Annotated in this window: 20 protein-coding genes and 1 pseudogene; 7 read left to right on the top strand and 14 right to left on the bottom strand. The window is 67.5% G+C overall.

The features are described from left to right. Nucleotides 1-91: 91 nt before the first annotated feature. From dksA to dapF, 6 genes are all read right to left on the bottom strand, one after another. Nucleotides 92-508: an RNA polymerase-binding protein DksA gene (dksA, locus tag KDW55_RS08510; RefSeq protein WP_009690247.1), complete on the bottom strand. Its 417-nt coding sequence runs from the start codon at nucleotides 506-508 to the stop codon at nucleotides 92-94. A gap of 494 nt (nucleotides 509-1002) precedes the next feature. Then, complete coding sequence (locus tag KDW55_RS08505) at nucleotides 1003-2079, bottom strand: GTP-binding protein (RefSeq protein ID WP_040142496.1); 1077 nt, start codon at nucleotides 2077-2079, stop codon at nucleotides 1003-1005. A 211-nt stretch (nucleotides 2080-2290) separates the two neighbouring features. Continuing rightward, on the bottom strand, nucleotides 2291-3505 hold the full coding sequence (locus KDW55_RS08500; RefSeq protein WP_069241864.1) for a class I SAM-dependent rRNA methyltransferase: 1215 nt from the start codon (nucleotides 3503-3505) through the stop codon (nucleotides 2291-2293). Between the two features lie 75 nt (nucleotides 3506-3580). Next, nucleotides 3581-4501, bottom strand: coding sequence for a tyrosine recombinase XerC (gene xerC / locus KDW55_RS08495; RefSeq protein WP_069241863.1), 921 nt, complete (start codon nucleotides 4499-4501; stop codon nucleotides 3581-3583). Between the two features lie 10 nt (nucleotides 4502-4511). Beyond that, nucleotides 4512-5237 (bottom strand): DUF484 family protein, encoded by a 726-nt coding sequence (locus tag KDW55_RS08490; RefSeq protein WP_040142493.1) that lies wholly within the window; start codon nucleotides 5235-5237, stop codon nucleotides 4512-4514. Between the two features lie 39 nt (nucleotides 5238-5276). Then, entirely contained in the window at nucleotides 5277-6146 is an 870-nt protein-coding gene (dapF, locus tag KDW55_RS08485; RefSeq protein ID WP_212161843.1) for a diaminopimelate epimerase, read from the bottom strand. Nucleotides 6147-6348: 202 nt separating this feature from the next. Between dapF and KDW55_RS29375 the strand changes: the two are divergent. Beyond that, a pseudogene (locus KDW55_RS29375) lies at nucleotides 6349-6505 on the top strand (addiction module antidote protein, HigA family); the annotation flags it as partial. Between the two features lie 21 nt (nucleotides 6506-6526). Here the strand turns inward: KDW55_RS29375 and lpxL are convergent. Continuing rightward, nucleotides 6527-7411 (bottom strand): lauroyl acyltransferase LpxL, encoded by an 885-nt coding sequence (lpxL, locus tag KDW55_RS08480; RefSeq protein WP_040142490.1) that lies wholly within the window; start codon nucleotides 7409-7411, stop codon nucleotides 6527-6529. Nucleotides 7412-7676: 265 nt separating this feature from the next. On the opposite strand from lpxL, the gene metK reads away from it, so the two are divergent. Beyond that, nucleotides 7677-8864, top strand: a complete 1188-nt coding sequence (gene metK, locus KDW55_RS08475; RefSeq protein ID WP_011546455.1) for a methionine adenosyltransferase — start codon at nucleotides 7677-7679, stop codon at nucleotides 8862-8864. 117 nt (nucleotides 8865-8981) lie between these two features. Here metK and KDW55_RS08470 read toward each other — a convergent pair whose 3' ends face one another. Beyond that, nucleotides 8982-9323: a hypothetical protein gene (locus KDW55_RS08470; protein ID WP_040142489.1), complete on the bottom strand. Its 342-nt coding sequence runs from the start codon at nucleotides 9321-9323 to the stop codon at nucleotides 8982-8984. Nucleotides 9324-9679: 356 nt separating this feature from the next. On the opposite strand from KDW55_RS08470, the gene KDW55_RS08465 reads away from it, so the two are divergent. Beyond that, nucleotides 9680-10453: a phytanoyl-CoA dioxygenase family protein gene (locus KDW55_RS08465; RefSeq protein WP_040142488.1), complete on the top strand. Its 774-nt coding sequence runs from the start codon at nucleotides 9680-9682 to the stop codon at nucleotides 10451-10453. A gap of 124 nt (nucleotides 10454-10577) precedes the next feature. Here the strand turns inward: KDW55_RS08465 and KDW55_RS08460 are convergent, their stop codons facing one another. Next, nucleotides 10578-10784 carry a DUF3185 family protein gene (locus KDW55_RS08460; protein WP_040142487.1) on the bottom strand — a complete coding sequence of 69 codons (207 nt, stop codon included), beginning with the start codon at nucleotides 10782-10784 and terminating at the stop codon, nucleotides 10578-10580. A 184-nt stretch (nucleotides 10785-10968) separates the two neighbouring features. Here KDW55_RS08460 and mgrA point away from each other — a divergent pair, with 184 nt between their 5' ends. Beyond that, nucleotides 10969-12012, top strand: a complete 1044-nt coding sequence (gene mgrA, locus KDW55_RS08455) for an L-glyceraldehyde 3-phosphate reductase (RefSeq protein ID WP_059545690.1) — start codon at nucleotides 10969-10971, stop codon at nucleotides 12010-12012. Nucleotides 12013-12141: 129 nt separating this feature from the next. Here mgrA and KDW55_RS08450 read toward each other — a convergent pair whose 3' ends face one another. After that, nucleotides 12142-12327, bottom strand: coding sequence for a hypothetical protein (locus KDW55_RS08450; protein WP_006482800.1), 186 nt, complete (start codon nucleotides 12325-12327; stop codon nucleotides 12142-12144). Between the two features lie 300 nt (nucleotides 12328-12627). Further along, on the bottom strand, nucleotides 12628-13509 hold the full coding sequence (locus KDW55_RS08445; RefSeq protein ID WP_059545735.1) for a DMT family transporter: 882 nt from the start codon (nucleotides 13507-13509) through the stop codon (nucleotides 12628-12630). A gap of 828 nt (nucleotides 13510-14337) precedes the next feature. On the opposite strand from KDW55_RS08445, the gene KDW55_RS08440 reads away from it, so the two are divergent. After that, on the top strand, nucleotides 14338-14550 hold the full coding sequence (locus KDW55_RS08440) for a hypothetical protein (protein ID WP_040142485.1): 213 nt from the start codon (nucleotides 14338-14340) through the stop codon (nucleotides 14548-14550). A 49-nt stretch (nucleotides 14551-14599) separates the two neighbouring features. Then, nucleotides 14600-15631 carry a serine/threonine protein kinase gene (locus tag KDW55_RS08435; protein ID WP_212161844.1) on the top strand — a complete coding sequence of 344 codons (1032 nt, stop codon included), beginning with the start codon at nucleotides 14600-14602 and terminating at the stop codon, nucleotides 15629-15631. Nucleotides 15632-15706: 75 nt separating this feature from the next. On the opposite strand, the gene KDW55_RS08430 is transcribed toward KDW55_RS08435, so the two are convergent. Further along, on the bottom strand, nucleotides 15707-17149 hold the full coding sequence (locus tag KDW55_RS08430; protein ID WP_040142481.1) for a coniferyl aldehyde dehydrogenase: 1443 nt from the start codon (nucleotides 17147-17149) through the stop codon (nucleotides 15707-15709). Nucleotides 17150-17868: 719 nt separating this feature from the next. Here KDW55_RS08430 and KDW55_RS08425 point away from each other — a divergent pair. Further along, complete coding sequence (locus tag KDW55_RS08425) at nucleotides 17869-19509, top strand: GMC family oxidoreductase N-terminal domain-containing protein (RefSeq protein WP_212148413.1); 1641 nt, start codon at nucleotides 17869-17871, stop codon at nucleotides 19507-19509. Between the two features lie 33 nt (nucleotides 19510-19542). Here the strand turns inward: KDW55_RS08425 and KDW55_RS08420 are convergent, their stop codons facing one another. Both KDW55_RS08420 and fliJ read right to left on the bottom strand, forming a co-directional pair. Further along, nucleotides 19543-20928: a flagellar hook-length control protein FliK gene (locus tag KDW55_RS08420; protein WP_212161816.1), complete on the bottom strand. Its 1386-nt coding sequence runs from the start codon at nucleotides 20926-20928 to the stop codon at nucleotides 19543-19545. Nucleotides 20929-20959: 31 nt separating this feature from the next. Then, nucleotides 20960-21418, bottom strand: coding sequence for a flagellar export protein FliJ (gene fliJ, locus KDW55_RS08415; protein ID WP_040142474.1), 459 nt, complete (start codon nucleotides 21416-21418; stop codon nucleotides 20960-20962). Between the last annotated feature and the right edge of the window lie 5 nt (nucleotides 21419-21423).

The following is a 21423-nucleotide window of genomic DNA, read 5'->3' as shown; positions in this document are numbered from 1 at the left end:
GCGGGCCGGGAGCCGGCGCCGGAAAAACAAAAAGCGCGCGGCAGGCCGCGCGCTTTCGGGAAGCAGCGTGTAGGGGCGGAACGCCGCTCGATCAGTCGCCGAACAGCTTCTGGCGCAGCTCGCGGCGCTCCTGCGCCTCGAGCGACAGCGTGGCCGTCGGACGCGCGAGCAGGCGCGGGATGCCGATCGGTTCGCCGGTTTCCTCGCACCAGCCGTAGTCGCCCGACTCGATGCGGGCGAGCGACTGCTGAACCTTCTTGAGGAGCTTGCGTTCGCGGTCGCGCGTGCGCAGCTCGAGCGCGTGCTCTTCCTCGATCGTCGCGCGATCGGCGGGATCGGGCACGATCACCGTCTCGCGCAGGTTCTCGGTCGTCTGGCCTGCATTCTTGAGGATGTCCGCCTGCAACTGTTCGAGCCGATTTTTGAAGAAGGCGAGCTGATCCTCATTCATGTAATCCTTGTCGCTCATCTTCAGGATTTCGGCTTCGGTCAAGAGTTTCTTCGTCATCTGCTTGCTTCTTCAATGTGCGGCAAATCAGTAGATATTGCCTGCACTTTGGGATTACCCGCAACTGCACTTGCAATCACTTGCGACTTGCCGCTGCGGGGCCGAAAGCCTCTGGAAAACCGGTTCTCAAATACCAGGATAGGCCTGGCGCGGATTTGCGCGCGCGGCGAACCGGTGCTGCGCGGCAGATCGCATCGGCCGCGGCCGGGTGGCGGATGGGCGATCCGGCGCGGTTGCGATGCCCGGGTAATGGTTCAGCAAGAACCGGGCCTGTTATTGCCGTACTCCAGCGGGCACGTATTGTAACTGAATCGCAAGCGGGCGCCGTATCGGGTCGATCCCCGTCGGCTGCGCCAATATCTAGAAAATATAACGCGCAAATCGCGAAAAAGCGATGACGGCGAAACCCTGCCCGGAAACGGCGCCGCGCCGCCGTCGGCGGCCGCCGGCGAAGGCGGCCGCGCGGCTCCCGCATGCGCGGGGGCCCCGAACGCTCAGGCGAGGCAGGCGTCGAGGCCGTCGGTGATCAGATCCTGCGGCAGGTCGACGCCGATGAACACCATCTTGTTGGTCTTCTTTTCGGCCGGCAGCCATTTCGCTGCCAGGTCGCTGCCCATCATCTGGTGCACGCCCTGGAACACGACCTTGCGGTCGACGCCCTTCATGTAAAGCACGCCCTTGTAGCGCAGCATCCGTTCGCCGTAGATCTGCAGAATCCCGCCGAGGAAGTCTTCCAGCTTGTTGGGATCGAACGGGCGGTCGTTCCGGTACACGAACGACTTGATCTTGTCGTCGTGGTGCGCATGATGGTGATGATGGCCGTGCTCGTGATCGTGCGCGCATTGACCATGATCGTGGTCGCAATTCGCGTGATCGTGATCATGGTCGTGATCGTGGTGATGATGCGCGTGGTCGTCCTCGGCGAGGAAGTCCGGATCGATCTCGAGCTTCGCGTTCAGATTGAAGCCGCGCAGGTCGAAGATTTCCTTGATGTCCGCTTCCCCGAAGTTCACGACCCTGATCGTCGCCTTCGGATTCATGTGCATCAGGCGATGCTTGAGTGCCGCGACGGCCTGGTCGTCGACCAGGTCCGACTTCGTGATGAACAGGCGATCGGCGAAGCCGACCTGGCGCTGCACCACTTCGTGTTCGTCAAGCTGCGCGTTCGCGTGCTTCGCGTCGACCAGCGTGATGATCGCGTCGAGCAGGAAGTCGTCCGCGATCTCGCTGTCGATGAAGAAGGTTTGCGCGACGGGGCCCGGGTTCGCGAGGCCGGTCGTTTCGATCACGATGCGGTCGAAGTCGAGCTTGCCTTCGCGCTTCTTCGCGGCCAGATCGCCGAGGGCGCGCGCGAGGTCGCCGCGGATCGTGCAGCAGATGCAGCCGTTGCTCATCTGGATGATCTGCTCGTTCGTGTCCTGGACGAGGATCTCGTTGTCGATGTTCTCTTCGCCGAATTCGTTCTCGATCACGGCGATCTTCATGCCGTGCTGTTCGTTCAGGATGCGCTTGAGCAGCGTCGTCTTGCCGCTGCCGAGGAAGCCGGTGAGGATGGTGACGGGAGTGGCCATGTCGGTCGCCTGTGGTTCGTGAATCGGGGTCAAAACCAGGATGTGTGCGTCGCGCCGTCGGCTCGCGAGCCGGGGCGCACAACCATCCATTGAAACATACCTGTCAAGCCCGCGCCCGTCGTCCGGACGACAGGGGCGAGCGGAGGTCCGCCACGCGCGGCGCGCTTCAATGGCCGCCGGCGGACTCGGGTGTGCGTCTAGATCGGGGCGGTCAGACGATTTGCAACAGCAGACCCTTCAGATATTCGCCTTCGGGGAACGCCGCCAGCAGCGGATGGTCGACGCCCGCGCCGAGGCGCTTCAGAATCCGCGCGTCGACCTTCGCGTCGGCGGCTGCGCCGGCGACGATCTTCTGGAACAGGTCCATGTCGATCGCGCCCGAGCACGAGTACGTGAACAGCAGGCCGCCCGGGCGCAGCAGCCGGAAGCCGCTCAGGTTGATGTCCTTGTACGCGCGCGCTGCGCGGTCGACGCTGTCGCGCGTCGGCGCGAACTTCGGCGGATCGAGCACGATCAGATCGAAACGCTCGCCTTCGTCGACGAGGCGGCGCAGCGTCTTGAACGCGTCCGCGTCGAGCCAGGTTGCACGGTCGGCGTCGAAGCCGTTCGCGACGACGTTCTGTTGCGCGAGCGCGAGCGCATCGCCCGACGAGTCGATCGACACCACGCGTTTCGCGCCGCCCTTGAGCGCCGCGAGCGAGAAGCCGCCCGTGTAGCAGAAGCAGTTGAGCACGTCGCGGCCGTCAGCGTATTGCGCGACCAGCGCGCGGTTGTCGCGCTGGTCGACGTAGAAGCCCGTCTTGTGGCCGTTCGGCACGTCGACGTGATAACGCACGCCGTTTTCGTTCGCGATCAGCGTCGCGGGCGGTGCGTCGCCGGCGAGCACGCCGGTCGTCTGCTCGAGCCCTTCCTTGTCGCGGATCGACACGTCCGAGCGTTCGTACACGTTCGGGCAGCCGGTCGCGCCGGTCAAGGCCGAGACGATCGCCTCCTTCCACGCTTCGACGCCCGCGGCCATGAACTGGCATACGAGCTGGCCGCGCGGCGCCGCACCCGGCTCCGCCGTATCCGCGACGTAGTAGTCGACGATCAACCCCGGCAGCCCGTCCGCTTCGCCGAACACGAGCCGCACCGCGCCGGTGCCCGACACCATCGTCGTCCGGTGGGCGACCGCGCGCTGCACGCGGCGCTTGAAGAATGCGTGGTCGATCGGCTCGTTCTCGTCGAAACTCCACACGCGCACGCGGATCTGCGATTGCGGACTGTACGCGCCGCGCGCGAGGAAGCGGCCGTCGTGCGCGCGTACGACCACGGTCGCGCCGGGCGCGGGCTTGCCGTCGACGCGGTCGATCGCATTCGCGTAGACCCACGGATGCCGGCGCAGCAGCGATTTGTCCTTGGACGGTTTGAGTGTGACGGTTTGCATGATCGGATCGGGTGAGCCGCGGGCGTTGCCGGCCGTGGCCGGCCGCCGCGCGCGGCGGGGAATGCGGGATGCGCGTCAGTCGCGCTTCTTCGCGCGCGGATGCGCGCTGTCGTAAATCTTCGCGAGATGCTGGAAATCGAGCGACGTGTAGATCTGCGTCGCGGCAATGCTCGCGTGGCCCAGCAGTTCCTGCACCGCGCGCAGGTCGCCGCTCGACTGCAACACGTGCGTCGCGAACGAATGGCGCAGCACGTGCGGGTGCACGTTCGCAGGGATGCCCGCGGCGAGCGCGGCGCGCTTTACGCGCTCGCGCACGACGCCCGGTGCCATCCGGTTGCCGCGCACCGACACGAACAGCGGATGCGGATCGTGCTTCACGAACTCGTTGCGCACCGCGAGCCACGCGTTCAGCGCGTCGATCGCCTTGCGCCCGACCGGCACCTTGCGTTCCTTGTTGCCCTTGCCGCGCACCGTGACTTCGGCTTCGGCGAGGTCGAGCCAGCCGGCCGAGCGGTAGCCGTCGGCCTGCGTGTACGCGACGTCGAGCCCGACCAGTTCGGCGAGGCGCAGCCCCGACGAATAGAACAGCTCGAGGATCGCGCGATCCCTGATCCCTTCGGTCGTATCGGGCAGCGGCGTATCCATCAGTGCGACCGCATCGTCGACCGACAGCGCTTTGGGCAGCGATTTCTCGCGTTTGGGCGCGCGTACCCCGGCGACGGGATTCGCGGGCATCTCGATGTGCTGTGCGAACCAGCGATAGAACGCGCGCCATGCGGAAAGCCGGTGCGAGATCGAGCGCGCGGACAGCCCGCCCGCGTGTGCGCGCACGACCGCGCCGCGCATGTCGGCGGCCGTCAGCGCTTCGAGCGGGCGGCCGGCGGCGAGCTTCTTCAGTTCGTCGAGCTCGTGCGTGTACGCGCGCAGCGTGTGTTCCGACAACTGCCTGACATGCTTCAGGTTCGACAGGTAAGCGGCGATCGGATCGTCGGTCATCGGTGCGACGTCAGTGCGGCAGCAGGCGTGTGAGCGCGGCGCTCGCGAGCGTCGCGATCTGCGCGAGGAAATCGGTCGCCATTCCGTCGTGGAAGCGGCGCGGATCGGGCGAGCCGAGCACGAGCAGCCCGAACGCGGGCGCATCGTTGCCGGCAAGCGGCGGGCGCAGCGCAAGCAGCGCCACGGACGCGGCCGCGCCGTCGCCGGCCGGCGCGGCTTCGGCGCCTTCCGCGGCCGTCGCGGCCGACGACGCGATCGCCGGCGCGAGCCACTGGGCGGCTTCGAAACCGGTGTTCGCGCCGCAGTACGGCGTCGACAGCCCGTTCGTGAACAGCCGCACCTCCTCGCCGACCTGGCGCGCGAAATCGGCCTGCGAATAGGTGTCGGCGACATCCCAGACGCGCAGTGCCGTCTGCGGCACGTCGAACACGTCGGCGATGCCTTCGGCGATCGTGCGCGGCAGCGCGTACGGGTCGCGTTCCGCGATCACGCGCGCGGTCCAGCGGCTGAACTTCGCGGACAGGCTGTCGTTCTCGTGGCCATACCGCACGAGCTCGGCGAGCCGGCGTTCGAGATGCTTGTTCTTGTCGCGCAGCATTTCCATCTGCCGCTCCTGCAGCGAGATCGCGGCCTTGCCGTGCGGATTCGCGAGACGGATCGTCGCGAGCAGTTCCGCGTGTTGCGCGAAGAATTCGGGATTGGCGAGCAGGTAGTCGGCGACTTCGCGATCGTTCATGAGGCTGGAGCGTTGTTCGGTTATCGGAGCGTTGAAGGGTCAGACGTTCAGGTCGATTACGCCTTCGAATACGGTCGTGGCCGGCCCGGCCATCGTCAGCGCGGCGGTTTCGTCTTGCGCGCCGTCCCAGGCGATCGTCAGCGTGCCGCCGTGCGTGTGCACGGTCACCGGCGAATCGAGCAGGCCGCGCCGGATGCCGGCGGCCACGGCCGCACACGCGCCGGTGCCGCACGCGAGTGTTTCGCCCGCGCCGCGTTCGTACACGCGCAGCTTCACCTCGTTGCGCGAGACGATTTGCATGAACCCGGCGTTCACGCGCTGCGGGAAGCGCTCGTGGCGCTCGATCAGCGGGCCTTCGGCGAGCACCGGGTACGCTTCGGCGTCGTCGACTACCTGCACCGCGTGCGGATTGCCCATCGATACCGTCGAGATCCAGCGCGTCTGGCCGCCGACGTCGAGCGGCCACAGCGTGTCGCGGCCTTCCGTGCGGCCTTCGAGCCCCGCTGCATCAAACGGCACCTGCGCCGGCGTGAACACGGGCGCGCCCATGTCGACGACGACTTCGCCGTTGTCCTGCATCGTCAGCGTGATCAGGCCCTTCATCACCTGCACGCGCACGCTGCGCTTGTCGGTCAGGCCGCGGTCGCTGACGAACTTCACGAAGCAGCGTGCGCCGTTGCCGCAGTGTTCGACCTCGCCGCCGTCGCAATTGAAGATCCGGTATTTGAAGTCGGCGCCGTCGACGGTCGGCTTCTCGACGAGCAGCAGCTGGTCGGCGCCGATCCCGAAGTGTCGGTTGGCGAGCGCGCGCACTTGCGCGTCGGTGAGCGGCGGCAACGCGCGCGAATAGCCGTCGAGCACGACGAAGTCGTTGCCCGCGCCGTGCATCTTGGTGAACGAGAGTTTCACTGGATCCGGAATTCCATGACGAACGAGGCGATCGGCACGGCGGACGCAGCGTACCGCCATTACGGGCGTCGTCGTTTGTCGTGCTGATCTCAACCGCAAATGATACATGCAGCCGACAGGGGCGTCCCGCGCGGGCGGGGCGATGTGGCCGCGATGTGGCCGTCAAGGGCGGCGGAACGCGATGCGCATCTGTCCGGGGCGCGGCATGTCGCCGGAAATGGCGCTGCGTCTCGAAGCGTGGCCCGGTGAGGAAAACGGCGGGAACGCTGATCCGTGGCTCGCGCAGCAGTCGGCCTGCGATTTCCGGCAGGCGCGCGAAAGGCGCGCCGAAAGTGGCGAGAGCGCAGGCGCGCGCGTGACGGCGCGCCCGCGTGTTCGACTCAGTAGAGGCTCGGCTCGCCGGGCGGCCGCGTCTTGAAGCGCTTGTGGACCCAGTAATACTGCTCGGGCATCAACGGAATCTGTTCCTCGAGGAATTCGTTCATCCGCCGCGCGTCGAGATCGTCGTCGCCGGTCGGGTAGTTGTCCCACGGCTTGAACACCTTCAGCCGATAACCCTTGTAGTTCGGCAGCACCTCGCCGATGAACGGCACGACCTGCGCGCGGCCCGTTTTTGCGAGCCGGCCGACGGCCGTCAGCGTGCACGCGGGCACGCCGAAGAACGGCACGAACGTCGAATTGCGCAAACCGTAGTCCATGTCCGCGCCGAGCATCACCGGCTTGCGATCCCGCAGCCAGCGCAGCACGACTCGCGCGCTGTCCGCGCGGCCGACCATCTCGGCATCGAAACGTCCGCGCGCCTGCTTCGCCGCTTCCTCGAGCACCGCGTTCGAGAACGGCTGGTACAGCGACCCGCAGCGCCGTTGCAGCGACCGGTTCAGCCAGATCGAGCCGGCTTCGATGCCGACGAAATGCAGGCCGAGAAACAGCGTCGGGGGCAGATCGGGATCGGTGAGATCGACGGCGCTGTCGACCTGGATCAACTTCGCGAGCTTGCGCTCGGAGCCGAACCACTGAACGCTGCGTTCCACATAGCTGCGGATCGCGTGGCGGAAATGCTGGCCCGCCACTTCCTCGCGCCGGTCGTCGCTCCAGTCGGGGAAGCAGAGTTTCAGATTGATATGTACGATGCGCTTGCGCCGGCTGGGAATCTGATACAGCAGCCAGCCGAGGCCATCGCCGAACCGCGCGGTCAAACCGTACGGCAGCAGGGCGAGCAGCTTCAGCAAGCCGATGGCGAGGTGCGTGCCGAGGCGGCCTAACATGCGGAATCTCCGTGGGGCCGGCTGGCCGGCACGTTGCGAACAGGGGGGTGGAACAGCGGACGATGCAGCACGGGCGGCGCTCTGTGACAATTCACGAAAGCCGCTATAATACGGGCTTCGCCGAGTTAACTGACAACTTGCGGGGCGAAGCCGGCTGGCGCGAAGCGCGCTGCCCGGTCCTGGTAATCCGCTAAAGCGTCGCCGCTTCAGGCCCAACGAAGCTGGCTACGTGAAACCAACCGTAACCACACAGGAGCCTGAAAAAGTGGCAAACGATTATCTCTTCACGTCCGAATCCGTCTCCGAAGGCCATCCGGACAAGGTCGCGGACCAGATCTCGGACGCGATTCTCGACGCCATCCTCGAGCAAGACAAATACTCCCGCGTTGCGGCCGAAACGCTGTGCAACACGGGTCTCGTCGTGCTGGCCGGTGAAATCACCACGACGGCCAACATCGACTACATCCAGATCGCGCGCGACACCATCAAGCGCATCGGCTACGACAACACCGACTACGGCATCGACTACAAGGGCTGCGCGGTGCTCGTCGCGTACGACAAGCAGTCGCCGGACATCGCGCAAGGCGTCGACCGTGCGCACGACGACAATCTCGATCAAGGCGCGGGCGACCAGGGCCTGATGTTCGGTTATGCGTGCGACGAAACGCCGGAACTGATGCCGCTGCCGATCTACCTGTCGCATCGTCTCGTCGAGCGCCAGGCCAGCTTGCGCCGCGACGGCCGCCTGCAGTGGCTGCGCCCGGACGCGAAGTCGCAGGTCACGGTCCGCTACGTCGACGGCAAGCCCGACTCGATCGACACCGTCGTGCTGTCCACGCAGCACGCACCGGACATCGAGCTGCCGGCGCTGCGCGAAGCCGTGATCGAAGAAATCATCAAGCCGACGCTGCCGGCCGAACTGATCAAGGGCGACATCAAGTTCCTGGTGAACCCGACCGGCCGGTTCGTGATCGGCGGCCCGCAGGGCGACTGCGGCCTGACCGGCCGCAAGATCATCGTCGATACGTACGGCGGCGCAGCACCGCACGGCGGCGGCGCGTTCTCGGGCAAGGATCCGTCGAAGGTCGACCGTTCGGCAGCGTATGCCGGCCGCTACGTCGCGAAGAACATCGTCGCCGCAGGGCTCGCGTCGCGCGCGCTGATCCAGGTGTCGTACGCGATCGGCGTCGCGGAGCCGACCTCGGTGATGGTCAACACGTTCGGCACGGGCCGCGTGTCGGATGCGGTAATCACGAAGCTCGTGCGCGAGCATTTCGACCTGCGTCCGAAGGGCATCATCAAGATGCTCGACCTGCTGCGCCCGATCTACGAGAAGACGGCCGCCTATGGCCACTTCGGCCGCGAAGAGCCGGAATTCTCGTGGGAAGCGACCGACAAGGCACTCGCGCTGGCCGAAGCGGCGGGCGTGGAGCCGACGGCGCGCGTCGCGTAAGCGCCTATCCGCTTGAAACGAAAAACCCCGGCATGCCGGGGTTTTTTCATTTCCGCCGCGCGTCGCGAGAGGACGACGGTCACGACGGCCATGGCGGGAGGGGCCGCCGGTGCGGCCTCAGCGTGCGCTGAACCCGAACCACCCGTTGCTCGCCGCGAGGCGGCGCGGGCGATTGACGCGGCGCTGCGGGCCGAGCGTTCGGCGCACCGCGAGCGCGCGCAGCGACGACGGCTTCTGCAGCAGCGAGCGCAGCCCGGCGCGGCGGGCGAATGCCTGCGCGCTCATCATCGAGAAAAACGCATGGAACCACGCGCGGATGCCGTCCAGCCGGCTGTGTGCCTGCGTGTGCTCGGCGAGCGCCCGCGTGCGTGCGCGGTGATGGCGCAGCGAGCGGGCGGGAGCGGACGGCACGACGCGCGTGGCTGCGCGGCTGAGACGGGAAGTCAGACGGAATGGCATGTGAACGATGCTTCGCTTGTATGGATGGCGCCCTTGAAGAACGCACTGGTATGAATAACGGCCTCGGATGGCGCAACGCATCTTATCGAAAGTCGTTGCGCGCCGCGCCCGCCAGAATTGACAGGCCGCGTCAGGCTACAGGGGATTCATGACGCGCAAAAGTCGCGATAAACCCTCGTGCCGCAAGCGCGTGGCCGCATACCGCCTGTCGCTGAGGCTCGCGCGGCGCCGCACAGTTCCCTTGCGCCAGATCAAATCCGCGATTGGCATGCCCCTGCGCACGACAATGGCGCTGTTCGCGGTATCGGACGCCGATTTACAATCGTCACATTCACACAATAAACGCCTGGCATCCCATGTCGTCTCCATTGCAGTTGGAATCGATCCGCGCGCAAGTCGCGGAATTGCGCGAACGCGGCTTCGTCGTCGCGCGCGGCCTTGTCGGCGAAGCGCAGTGCGCGACGCTCAAGCAGATCGCGGAGCGCCAGTTGCAGGAAGCGGCGGAGCCGATCGAATTCGAGGCGGATTTGCGCTATCCGGGCGCGCCCGAATCGAAGCATGCGCCCGGCGGGCATACGGTGCGGCGGCTGCTTGATGCGTACACACGCGATCCGGCGTTCGCCGAGCGCGCGGTCGCACCTGAAATCGGCGCGTGGATGCGTGAATACTTCGGCGAGCAGCCGGTGCTGTCGCGCGCGCATCACAACTGCATGATGACGAAACACCCGGCGTACGGGAGCCTGACCGGCTGGCATCGCGATTTTCGCTACTGGTCGTTCGAACGCGCGGACATGGTGTCGGTGTGGCTGGCGCTCGGGCCGGAAACGAACGAGAACGGCGCACTGTGGCTGGTGCCGGGCTCGCACACGGCTGAATTCGGGCCCGAAGCGTTCGACGATGCGAAGTTCTTCCGCAGCGATCTGCCGGAGAACCGGAAGCTGATCGATGCGGCGACCTGCCCGCCGCTGCAGACGGGCGACGTCGTGTTCTTTCACTGCAACACGCTGCATTCGGCCGGGCAGAACCGCTCGGACCACGTGAAGTTCTCGCTCGTCTACACGTATCACGGCGTAAGCAACCGGCCGGTGCCGGGCACGCGCTCCGCATCCAAGCCGGAAGTGCAGTTCTAGCAACGGCTGCGCGGCGTGGCATTGCCGCCGGGCCGGCGGATAAAGAAACGGGCGGCATCGGCCGCCTGTTGCGTTTTGTGCGGCCTGCGTCGCGCGATGTACGCCGCGTCGCGCGGCCGCGCGATCAGCGCTTGTTGGCCGGCATCGCGAGGCCGATCAGGCCGATCAGCAACGCGACGGCGCCGCCGGCGATCAGCAGGATCGTCTTCGTGGCGGGCGAGCCGGTGAAAAAGCGCGCCACGTTGTCGTTGATCGAATGGAACGACTGGCCGCCGAAATACAGCAGCACGACGCCGCCGACGAGCAGTGCAACCGAGATGACGCGGGACATACCAACCTCGCTGTAACGGTAATTCGAGACGCCGCAGTGTAGGCGACGCGCGCGGCCGCGTCCATGTCCGTGCGCGGTTGCGCGGCGTTCGTTACCATAGCCGTCGTACGTTTCCTTCGCCGCCGGCGCGCGATGTTCGCGCGCGGCGCGCGCCCCTTCCCCCACGTCCTGACGGAACCGATCCATGGCCTACGAAGCAGCTACCGAACGTTATGCCGACATGCAATACCGTACCTGCGGCAAATCCGGGCTCAAACTACCCGCCCTGTCGCTAGGCCTGTGGCACAACTTCGGCGACTCGACGCCGATCGACACGCAGCGCGACATCCTGCGCACCGCGTTCGATCTCGGCATCAATCACTTCGACCTCGCGAACAACTACGGGCCGCCGTACGGCAGCGCGGAAACCAACTTCGGCCGGCTGCTGAAGGAAGACTTCCGGCCGTACCGCGACGAGCTGCTGATCTCGACGAAGGCAGGGTGGGACATGTGGCCGGGGCCTTACGGCAGCGGCGGCGGCTCGCGCAAGTACGTGCTCGCAAGCCTCGACCAGAGCCTGCAGCGAATGGGCGTCGACTACGTCGACATCTTCTATTCGCACCGCTTCGACGCGCACACGCCGCTCGAGGAAACGGCCGGCGCGCTCGCATCGGCCGTGCAGCAGGGCAAGGCGCTGTATATCGGCATCTCGTCGTACTCGGCCGCGAAGACGCGTGAGATGGCCGCGTTGCTCGCGCAATACAAGGTGCCGCTGCTGATTCACCAGCCGTCGTACAACATGCTGAACCGCTGGATCGAGCACGAGTTGCTCGATACGCTCGACGAGATCGGCACCGGCAGCATCGCATTCACGCCGCTCGCGCAGGGGCTGCTGACGTCGAAATACCTGAACGGCGTGCCGGCCGACGCTCGCGTGAACAAGCCGGGCGGCGGCTCGCTGAAACAGGATCACCTGAGCGCGGACAACCTCGAGCACGTTCGCAAGCTCAACGGTATCGCCGAGCGGCGCGGGCAGAGCCTCGCGCAAATGGCGCTCGCGTGGGTGCTGCGCGGTGGCCGTGTGACCTCCGCACTCATCGGCGCAAGTCGCGCGGAGCAGGTGCGCGAAAACGTCGGCGCGCTGAAAAACCTCGAATTCTCGGCGGACGAAGTCGCGGAGATCGATCGCTACGCGACCGAAGGCGGCATCAATCTGTGGGAAAAGCCGTCCACCGATCAGGCGATCTGATCGTCAGCCATGACGGTCGATACGGCATGCGAACCATCGGATGCCTTATCGCGATGCATGCGTGCGAACCGACACGCCGCTGCGGTGCAGCGACGTGGCGGACACCCGCCGGCACGCGCCGGCGCTGCGCTAGATCAGCGCGGGCAGCCCTTCTACCAGCAGCACCGCGACACCGACGCCAAGAATGACACCGAGCACGCGCAGCAGGTTGTGACGGAACTGGGTTGCGCACGGCACCGCGCCGAGGAATAGCGCTCCGGCAAGCGCCATCGGAATCAACAGGATGAAATCGCCGATCGTGAAGTAGGTCGTCATGCGTGTCTCCGTAGTCGGCCGGCGCACGCGCGTGCTCCAGCCCCATGCCGGGCATTTCTAGTATCGTGCCGACCCGTTTGCGAGCGGGAGCGGACAATTCGAGTATAGGCAACCTCGCGGCGTTTTTCGCTATCCGAACCATTAAAAGTCTGCAGGAAACCGGCGGGACACCGCGTCGTTCGCGCAAACAAGACGAATGCCTTGCGCAAGTCTTTCCCGTTCCTTTCGTTCTGCGCGCAGACGTCGTATGCGTCCGATACAAGCCGCCGCACCCGCGCGGGCGCGGCGGCTTCCGTCCGGTTACGCGCGGTCGGGCCGCGTGCGAGCGGCCGGCGTGCGGAACACCAGCGCGAGCCCGGCCACGATCGCCGCCATGCCGGCGAGTGCGAGCGGCTCGGGCCGGTTGCCGAGCCACACGGCGTCCATCAGCGTGGTAACGACGGGCACGAGATAGAACAGGCTCGTGACGTTCACGAGATCGCCGCGCTGCATCAATCGGTAGAACAGCAGTTGCGCGATCACGGAAATCACGATGCCGAGCCACAGCAGCGGCACGACGAACGCCCAGCCGGCGTCGAGCGAAATCGGCCGGAACGGCAGGATCGCTACGCACAGCGCGAGGCCGATCGCATTCTGCAGCGGCAGCACGTCGGCCGGCGCCGTACGCACCCGTTTTTGCAGCATCGAGCCGACGGTCAGTGCCGCGAGCGCGATGAGCGCGCACGCGGCGCCGGCGATCGACAGTCCCGTACCGCCCACGCCGCGGCACACGACGACTGCAAGGCCGGCGAGCGACAGGCCGAGGCCAGCGACGCGCATCGGCTGCCAGCGCCGCTCGACGATCGCGAGCGTGAGGATCGGTTGCACGCCGAGGATCGTCGCGAGCACGCCCGGCGCGATTCCGCGCTCAAGGGCGAGCAGGTAGAAGATCGAATAGCCGCCCATCAGCAGCAGTCCGGTCAGCACGGCCATGCGCCGCTCGCCGCGCGGCGGCAGCCAGCGGCCGCGCACGACCGCCAGCGCGACCAGCACCAGCGATGCGAGCGCGAAACGGGCGGTGAGAAAGACGAACGCCGATGCGTGACGCAGCCCGAGTTCGGCGAAGATTGCGCCGCTGCTCCATAGCAGAACGAAGAGCGACGTGATGCCATGCGCGGCGAGCGCGCGTTTGAACGAAACCATGTGAATCCACCTGTCGTACGGATCGAAACGTTCCATGTCGCGCGCGCAGCGATATACCGCGCGTGATCACGCGCGAGCGACTGCAAACTGGCGACTGGAATGCGGAAAGCGAAGCCGGCTGATCAGCCGACGCGTGCCGCCGGCGGGGGCGGCGCGGCGCCGACGACCGGCGGTGCGACAGGAGGAGGGAGGACCGATGGATGCGCGCACGCCTGCGGCCGCGTGTCGAACTGCGGCCGGGATTTTGCGAGAGCGGACGTGAGCGGATGCATCGTGTGTCGAAATGCGCTTGAACGCGGATGAACGTTAAAGGTACAGCACGGCGGCGCTCCCGCGCAACTGCGGCGGTACGCAAGAAAGTCGGGAGAAGTCTGTATAGCCGGCGGGCGAACCGCAATGTGATGCTCGCGCGCCAGTCGCCACGCGAGCTGCATTCGAACCAGGAAGAGAGGCGTTGCGGCGCGCAGCGGGGCGCGGTTTCCGTCGCGTGCGGTCACGCGAAGTGTCCCGGCTGCCGGAGCAAAGGCCAGACGATACGCGCATTGCGCGATTCGGATGCGCATCGCGCGGCCCGCCGGATTCGGCGGTCAGTCACATTCGACAGGGTATGATGGGGGTAACCGCGCGTGCAAGCGCACGCGCGACGCAGTGGTTGATTGGAGACATTCGACGAATTCGCGGCACTTCGCCCGCTTCTTCTTCTTTTCGCGCTTCGATAAACCGTGAACAATGGGATTACGCGCCACAGCCCGGCAACGGCGGCGCGGATCGTGCATTTGCCGGCTCGCCACCGAGCCGGGTTTCAAGTTTCAAGAGTGGGGAACCATCATGCATGTCGGGTCGATCGTTTGTACTACCCATATCGCAGTGCCGAAGGGCGCGCGCGGCATCGTTCAGCGCGTTCTGGGCGACATGGCCATGGTGACCTGGTACGCGGGCGTGCCGGGCGCGTCGAAGGAACTCAACACCGAGCCGTTCTTTCTCGAGGACCTGATCGATACCGGCGAATCCGTGCTGCCCGCCGGCGCCGCGATCCACTGAGCGAGCGCGCCGCACCCGGCGCTCGTGTTTCGGCTCGGGTGACGGCACAATGCGGGGCATGAAAGACGACACTTCCGCCCCCGCCACACCCGCCGGCCCGCCGTTCGCCGGCCTCACGCCCGAGTGCGTGCTCGACGCGCTCGACAGCGTGTTGATGCCGGCCGGCCTGCGCACCGACGGGCGCCTGCTCGCGCTCAACAGTTACGAAAACCGCGTGTACCAGGTGGGCATCGAGGACGGCCCGCCCATCGTCGCGAAATTCTACCGGCCCGCGCGCTGGACGGACGACGCGATCCTCGAAGAACACGCGTTCGTCGCCGAACTCGCCGCGCGCGAGATTCCGGCGGTTCCCGCGCGCGTCATCGACGGCCGCACGCTGCACGCGTTCGAAGGCTTCCGCTTCTCGGTGTTCGAGCGGCGCGGCGGCCGCGCGCCCGATCTCGACCGCAGCGACACGCTCGAATGGCTCGGCCGCTTCATCGGCCGCATTCATGCGGTCGGCGGGACGCAGCCGTACATGGCACGGCCGGTGCTCGATATCCGCACGTTCGGCTACGAGCCGCGCGACTACCTGCTCGCGCACGATTTCATTCCCGACGATGTACGGCCGGCTTACGCGACGGCGGTCGCGCTCGCGCTCGAAGGCGTCGAGGCCGCGTTCGAGCGCGCAGGGGACATCCGGCTGCTGCGCACGCACGGCGACTGCCATCCGAGCAACGTGCTGTGGACCGACGCGGGCCCGCATTTCGTCGATTTCGACGACAGCCGGATGGCGCCCGCGGTCCAGGATCTGTGGCTGCTGCTGCCCGGCGATCGCGACGGCGCATCGCGCGCGCTCGCGGACCTACTCGCCGGTTATGAGGACTTCTGCGAATTCGAGCCGCGCGAGCTGCATCTGGTCGAAGCGCTGCGCACGCTGCGCTTGATCCACTACGCGGCGTGGCTCGCGCGCCGCTGGGACGATCCGGCGTTTCCGGCCGCGTTCCCGTGGTTCAACACACATCGCTATTGGGAAGCCCGCGTGCTCGAACTGCGCGAGCAGATCGGCGCAATGCAGGAAGGGCCGCTCTGGCCCGTGTAACGCGCGAACGTGCGCGGCAGCGTGGCCGCGCGGCGTCGGGGGGCCGACCGACGCGCGCGGCGCGGGCCGCGTCGCTCAGAATTTCAGCATCATCCTGATCACGGCCGCAAAGCGCTTGCCGTACGGCGGCGCGATCAGCCCGCGCGTGTTCAGGCGCGCCTGCGTGAGCACGGGCTTCATCTTCGAGAACGTCACGAAGCCGTCGTAGCCGTGATACGCGCCCATCCCGCTCGCGCCGACGCCGCCGAACGGCAGGCTGCCGCATGCGATGTGCAGCAGCGCATCGTTGACCGTCACGCCGCCCGAAATCGTTTCGCGCATCACGCGATCGATCGTGCCGGCATCCTCGTCGAACAGGTACAGCGCGAGCGGCCGCGGGCGCGCGTTCACGTAGGCGATCGCCTCGTCGAGCCGCTCGTACGGCACGAGTGGCAACAGCGGTCCGAAGATTTCCTCCTGCATCAGCTGAGAAGCGGCCGGCACGTGCGTGACCGCGCACGGCACGAACCGGCGCGATGCGGGGTCGGACTGCGCGTCCGACAGAGGATGCAATTGGGCGCCGGCCGCCTGCGCGTCCGTCGCGAGCTGCTGGAGCCGCGCGTAGTGGCGCGGCGATACGATCGTCGTGTAGTCGCCGTTGGTCGACAGGTTCGGATACAGCTTCGCGAAGCGCGCCCGCGCGCGCTCGATGAATGCGCCTTCCATTCCGCGCGGCAGCAGCACGTAGTCGGGCGCGATGCAGGTCTGCCCGGCGTTCAGCGTCTTGCCGCCGACGATCGCGTCGACGGCCGCGTCGAAGCGCGCGTTCGGGCCGATGATCGCCGGCGACTTGCCGCCGAGCTCGAGCGTAACCGGCGTGAGGTTGTCGGCCGCGGCGCGCATCACGTGTCTGCCGACCTGCGTCGAGCCGGTGAACAGCAGGTGATCGAACGGCAACGCGCTGAACGCTGCGCCGACGTCCGCATCGCCGTTGACGACTGCGACGTGGTCGCGCGAGAACGTCTTCGCGATCAGCTGCTCGAACAGCGCAGACGTGCGCGGCGTCAGTTCGGACATCTTGATGATTGCGCGATTGCCCGCGGCGAGCGCGCAGATCAGCGGGCCGGCGGCGAGCAGGACCGGATAGTTCCACGGCACGACGATCCCGACTACGCCGAGCGGTTGCGGCAGCACTTTCGCGCGCGCCGGCCTCAGCCATTTGTTCATCGGCTTGCGCATCGGCTTCATCCAGCGCTTGCCGTGCTTGAGCGCGTCGTCGATCTCTTCCTTCGCCATCCATATTTCCGACAGCAGCACTTCCTGCTTCGCGCGATGGCCGAAGTCGGCGCTGATTGCATCGGCGAGCGCATCCGCGTGATCGATCAGCATCGTGCGCAGCGCACGCAGGTGCTTCGCGCGGGTGTCCCATTCGGGGTAGGGCGCGCGAAGGTAGGCCGCGCGCTGGTCGCGCAGCAGCGAAGTCAGCGCATCGACCGACGGCAGCGCTTGCGGGGCCAGTTCGGGCAGGTCGTTTTTCATGTCGTGTCCTCCAGTTGGGCGTGGCGCGGCGGCCGGCAGTCAGGTCGCGCGTGCGCGCTCGGCGAGCGTGGCAAGTCGGTTCGGGATGGCGCGCATCGCGCGGCGCGGGGCCGGATCCGATGCGCGGTCGAAAAGCGGGTGAAGCATCCGGCGAGCGTCGCGTGCGCGCGACGGTGTCCGGATGTCGAAACGGGATCGTACGGGAGGCGGCCGCGTCTCGAAGCCGCGTGGGAACGGTGCGCGATCGCGTGCCGCGCTCCGTCGACGACGCTCCGACGCGGGCCAACCGACAGCACGCGGCGACGGCCGCTCACGCGCGATGCGCGGCGCATGCGGCACACCGTCCAAACGGTCGGCGGTGTCGTGCGCCGTTCGATTTCGGCCGATCGCGCGCATCCTGCCGCACGTGCGCGCCGGCGTTCGCGTTTGAAATGAAATGCGGGCCGTGCGCAGTGCGTCCGGACTAGCCGGTCGACACACGGCCTGCAGAACGTCGCGCTGCATCGTCGTCTCCCTGGTTGCGCGACGGCGCGGCTTCTGACGGCCGATGAATCGCGTCGCATCGATCGATACATCTTAAATTTAGTTCACGCGGCCGTTTAGAGGAATCGCTCTTGAATCGGCGTGCCGCGCACGCGACGGCCATTCCTACAATGCCCGAACATTACAAGCGGAGCCGGCCGCGCCAGGCACCGTCCATGACACGAAGGAGACGTGACATGCAATACGACTACATCATCGTCGGCGCTGGCTCGGGCGGATCGAGCGTCGCCAGCCGCCTCGCCGATGCGTGCCCCGACGCGACGATCGCGCTGATCGAAGCCGGTTCGCATACGGAGCGCAACCTGCTCGTCAACATGCCGGTCGGGATCGCGGCGCTGGTGCCGTTCAAGCTCGGCACGAACTACGGTTACGAGACGGTGCCGCAGCCGGGCCTCGGCGGCCGTCGCGGGTACCAGCCGCGCGGGCGCGGAATGGGCGGCTCGAGCGCGATCAACGCGATGATCTATACGCGCGGCCATCCGGGCGATTACGACGAGTGGGCGCAACTCGGCGCCACGGGCTGGGGCTGGCAGGACGTGCTGCCGTATTTCCGCCGCGCGGAAGGCAACGAACGCGGCGCCGATGCCTGGCACGGCGCGGACGGTCCGCTGACGGTGTCCGATCTGCGCTTTCGCAATCCGTTCTCCGAACGATTCATCCAGGCCGCGCATGCCGCCGGCTATCCGCTGAACGACGACTTCAACGGCGCGACGCAGGAAGGCGTTGGCTTCTATCAGGTCACGCATCGCGACGGCTCGCGCTGCAGCGTCGCGCGCGCTTACATCTACGGCCGCAACCGGCCGAACCTGCACGTGATCACCGATGCGACGGTGCTGCGCGTGGGCTTCGACGGCAAGCGCGCGATCGGTGTCGTGGTGTCGCGCGACGGCCGCGTCGAGACGCTCGGCGCGCGTGCCGAAGTGATCCTGTCGGCGGGTGCGTTCAATTCGCCGCAACTGCTGATGTGCTCGGGGATAGGTCCGGCGGAACAACTGCGCCGGCACGGCATCGCGGTCGTGCACGACGCGCCGGACGTCGGCTCGAACCTGATCGACCACATCGACTTCATCATCAACACGCGCGTGAATTCGTCGGAGCTGGTCGGCATTTGCCTGCGGGGAATCGCGAAGATGGCGCCGGCGCTCGCGCGTTATTTCTCGAGCCGCACGGGAATGATGACGAGCAACGTCGCGGAAGCCGGCGGCTTCATCAAGAGCGATCCGTCACTCGATCGTCCGGACCTGCAGCTGCATTTCTGCACGGCGCTGGTCGACGACCACAACCGGAAGATGCACTGGGGTTTCGGCTATTCGCTGCACGTGTGTGCACTGCGGCCATTCAGCCGCGGCACGGTCGCGCTTGCGAGCGGCGACGCGCGCGACGCGCCGCTGATCGACCCGCGCTTCTTCAGCGACACGCGCGATCTCGACCTGCTCGTGCGCGGCGCGCACGCGATGCGCCGGATCCTGTCGCAGCCGCCGCTCGCGTCGCGGGGCGGCCGCGAACTCTATACGCGGCCGGACCAGAGCGAAGCGGAGCTGCGCGCGACGATCGTCGAGCATGCGGACACGATCTATCACCCGGTCGGCACCTGCCGGATGGGCTCGGATGCGCGCGCGGTCGTCGACCCGCAACTGCGCGTGCGGGGCGTCGAAGGGCTGCGCGTGGTGGATGCGTCGGTGATGCCGACGCTGATCGGCGGGAACACGAATGCGCCGTCGGTGATGATCGGCGAACGGGCCGCGGACTTCATCACCGCGGGACGCCGCGGCGGCGTGCCGCGCGGCGAGGCCGCGGCGGCGGCGCACGGCCGCTGAGCGGCGCGCACCGGCACGCGGCGCGCGCGATGCTCAGGCGAACGTATCGACGAGGCCCGCGCGGCTCGCGGTCGCGCCGGCCGCTGCGGATTGCGCAACGTCGGCCGGTGCGTCGACGGTTGACGATCCGGCGCGCGCGCGCCGCGACGACTGGCCGCCGGCGAAACCCTGTTGCGCGTTCTGCTGTTGCGACGCGAAGCCGCCGTCGCTGACGGTCGCGCTGCCGAGCCCGAGCCCGCCCGCTTCCATCGCTTCGCGCAGCTTCGGCAGCGCGGCTTCCACCGCGTCGCGCACCTGTGCGTGCTGCGACACGAACAGCGCATGCGCGTGATTGTCCGCGACGCGCAGCACGACCTGCAGCGGGCCGAGATCCGGCGGGTTCAGCGTCAGCTCGGCGCTCTGCTGGTGCGCATTCGACAGGAACACGACCTTCTGGCTCAGCGCGTCCGTCCAGTCGGCGGTGCCGACATGCGGGGTCAGCACGTGTGCGTTGGCTGCGGCGATCGAGCCGGCGGCGGGCGATGCCTGCAGGTTCGCCTGCGCGGCTGCCGCGGCGGCCGCCGTTGCAGCGGCCGAGACGGATGCGTCGGCGGCCGGGCCGGCGGCTTCTTCGGCGGCCGCGAATGCATGCTGCGCGGCCGGCTGGCCGGAAGCAGCGGCCTGCGGCGCCTGGGCGGCCGCCTGCGTGGGCGACTGCTGCGTCGCGAGCGCGTCTTTCGCGTCCGCGAGCGTGCGGTCGAACGCGCCGGCCTTCGGCGTCGGCGGTGCGGCTGCACTCGATGCCGACGTGGCCGTTGCCGGTGCGGCTGCAGCGCCGGCTGCGCCGGTCGCGGGCATCGCGATCGCGCCTGAACCCCCGGTCAGCTTCGCCAGGGCCGCTTGCAGCGCATCCCGGCTCGATGCGGGCGCGCCCCGTTCGGCGGCGGCATCGTTGCCCGGCCGATTCGTCAGCGCGGCGGTCGCGTCCGGCTGGCCGGACACGGCCGTCGTTTCCGCAGTCTTGGCGGCCGTGGCGGTATTTGCGTCCGCCGGCGGCGCGTCGGTCGCGCGTGCCTGCAACTGCGCCTGCACGGCAGCTGCGGCCGCAAGCGCGGCGGCATCGGGATTGGGCGTCGCGTTCGCGTCGTCGGACGATTTGTCGTCGTCGCCCGTGCTGCCGATGCCGGACGGTTTCGCGCCGGCCGTCTGCGTCGACGCTAGCTGCTTCGATGCGGCGTCCGGCGTGTCGTCGTTCGCCGTCTCGTGCCGGGTGGCGACGCTTTGCTTCAACGTCTGTGCGAACGGCGCGGCAGCGGGCCCGTTCGCGGCATCGCTGCCGGCGGACGGGGCGGAGGCGGCCGATCCCGCGCTACGGGTGGCGGCCTTGAGTGCTGTGCCGGCGGTGTCGAGCAGTGCGCCGAGCAGGGGCAGGGGAGGCATGACGATTCTCTCGTTCGAAAGCGGTGAGCGGCTACGCCGAGCGGGCCGCGTCGGCCCTCATGCGCAGGATTTTCGCGGCGTGTTCGTCGGCGTCGCGCTGTTCGCGCTTCGCGGCGCGCTGCGCTTCCTGCGCGACGCCGCGCGCCTGCAGGATTTCGTATGAGCCGACGGTGCGCTTCTTTTGCTGCCAGTTCGGGCGCGCCTCGTCGATGCGGACTTCGGCCGCGGCCAGCACGTTGCGCTGCTGCGCGATCGCCGCGTCGAGCGTGTCGATGAACGCCTGGAAATTGCGCCAGTTGCCGGCCGGCATCCCGTGCTGCGCGGACTGCGCGAAGCGTGCGTGGTATTCGTCGCGATATCGCAGCAGCGCATCGAGCTGTTCTGCGGCCGCGGTGCGGTCGCGCTGCGCGGTGCCGAGCTGCTTCGCCGCGGTGTCGAGATCTTCCTGCGCGCGGTCGAGCAGCAGTTGAAGGGGAAAGCCGTGTGCCATCGGAA

Origin of the sequence: Burkholderia sp. AU19243, from assembly GCF_018148075.1 — a bacterium.
GTDB lineage: Bacteria > Pseudomonadota > Gammaproteobacteria > Burkholderiales > Burkholderiaceae > Burkholderia > Burkholderia latens_A.
The sequence above is the reverse complement of the archived record's forward strand: the minus strand, read 5'-3'. Positions and strand labels throughout refer to the sequence as shown.

Coding starts and splice junctions, on each gene's coding strand:
- KDW55_RS08420 (WP_212161816.1), bottom strand. CDS start 20,928: ATGCCTCCCCTGCCCCTGCTCGGCGCACTGCTCGACACCGCCGGCACA.
- KDW55_RS08470 (WP_040142489.1), bottom strand. CDS start 9,323: ATGCCATTCCGTCTGACTTCCCGTCTCAGCCGCGCAGCCACGCGCGTC.
- KDW55_RS08435 (WP_212161844.1), top strand. CDS start 14,600: ATGCGGGGCATGAAAGACGACACTTCCGCCCCCGCCACACCCGCCGGC.
- dksA (WP_009690247.1), bottom strand. CDS start 508: ATGACGAAGAAACTCTTGACCGAAGCCGAAATCCTGAAGATGAGCGAC.
- KDW55_RS08460 (WP_040142487.1), bottom strand. CDS start 10,784: ATGTCCCGCGTCATCTCGGTTGCACTGCTCGTCGGCGGCGTCGTGCTG.
- xerC (WP_069241863.1), bottom strand. CDS start 4,501: ATGACCGACGATCCGATCGCCGCTTACCTGTCGAACCTGAAGCATGTC.
- lpxL (WP_040142490.1), bottom strand. CDS start 7,411: ATGTTAGGCCGCCTCGGCACGCACCTCGCCATCGGCTTGCTGAAGCTG.
- KDW55_RS08450 (WP_006482800.1), bottom strand. CDS start 12,327: ATGACGACCTACTTCACGATCGGCGATTTCATCCTGTTGATTCCGATG.
- fliJ (WP_040142474.1), bottom strand. CDS start 21,418: ATGGCACACGGCTTTCCCCTTCAACTGCTGCTCGACCGCGCGCAGGAA.
- KDW55_RS08490 (WP_040142493.1), bottom strand. CDS start 5,237: ATGAACGATCGCGAAGTCGCCGACTACCTGCTCGCCAATCCCGAATTC.
- KDW55_RS08445 (WP_059545735.1), bottom strand. CDS start 13,509: ATGGTTTCGTTCAAACGCGCGCTCGCCGCGCATGGCATCACGTCGCTC.
- KDW55_RS08505 (WP_040142496.1), bottom strand. CDS start 2,079: ATGGCCACTCCCGTCACCATCCTCACCGGCTTCCTCGGCAGCGGCAAG.
- KDW55_RS08440 (WP_040142485.1), top strand. CDS start 14,338: ATGCATGTCGGGTCGATCGTTTGTACTACCCATATCGCAGTGCCGAAG.
- KDW55_RS08430 (WP_040142481.1), bottom strand. CDS start 17,149: ATGAAAAACGACCTGCCCGAACTGGCCCCGCAAGCGCTGCCGTCGGTC.
- mgrA (WP_059545690.1), top strand. CDS start 10,969: ATGGCCTACGAAGCAGCTACCGAACGTTATGCCGACATGCAATACCGT.
- KDW55_RS08500 (WP_069241864.1), bottom strand. CDS start 3,505: ATGCAAACCGTCACACTCAAACCGTCCAAGGACAAATCGCTGCTGCGC.
- KDW55_RS08465 (WP_040142488.1), top strand. CDS start 9,680: ATGTCGTCTCCATTGCAGTTGGAATCGATCCGCGCGCAAGTCGCGGAA.
- KDW55_RS08425 (WP_212148413.1), top strand. CDS start 17,869: ATGCAATACGACTACATCATCGTCGGCGCTGGCTCGGGCGGATCGAGC.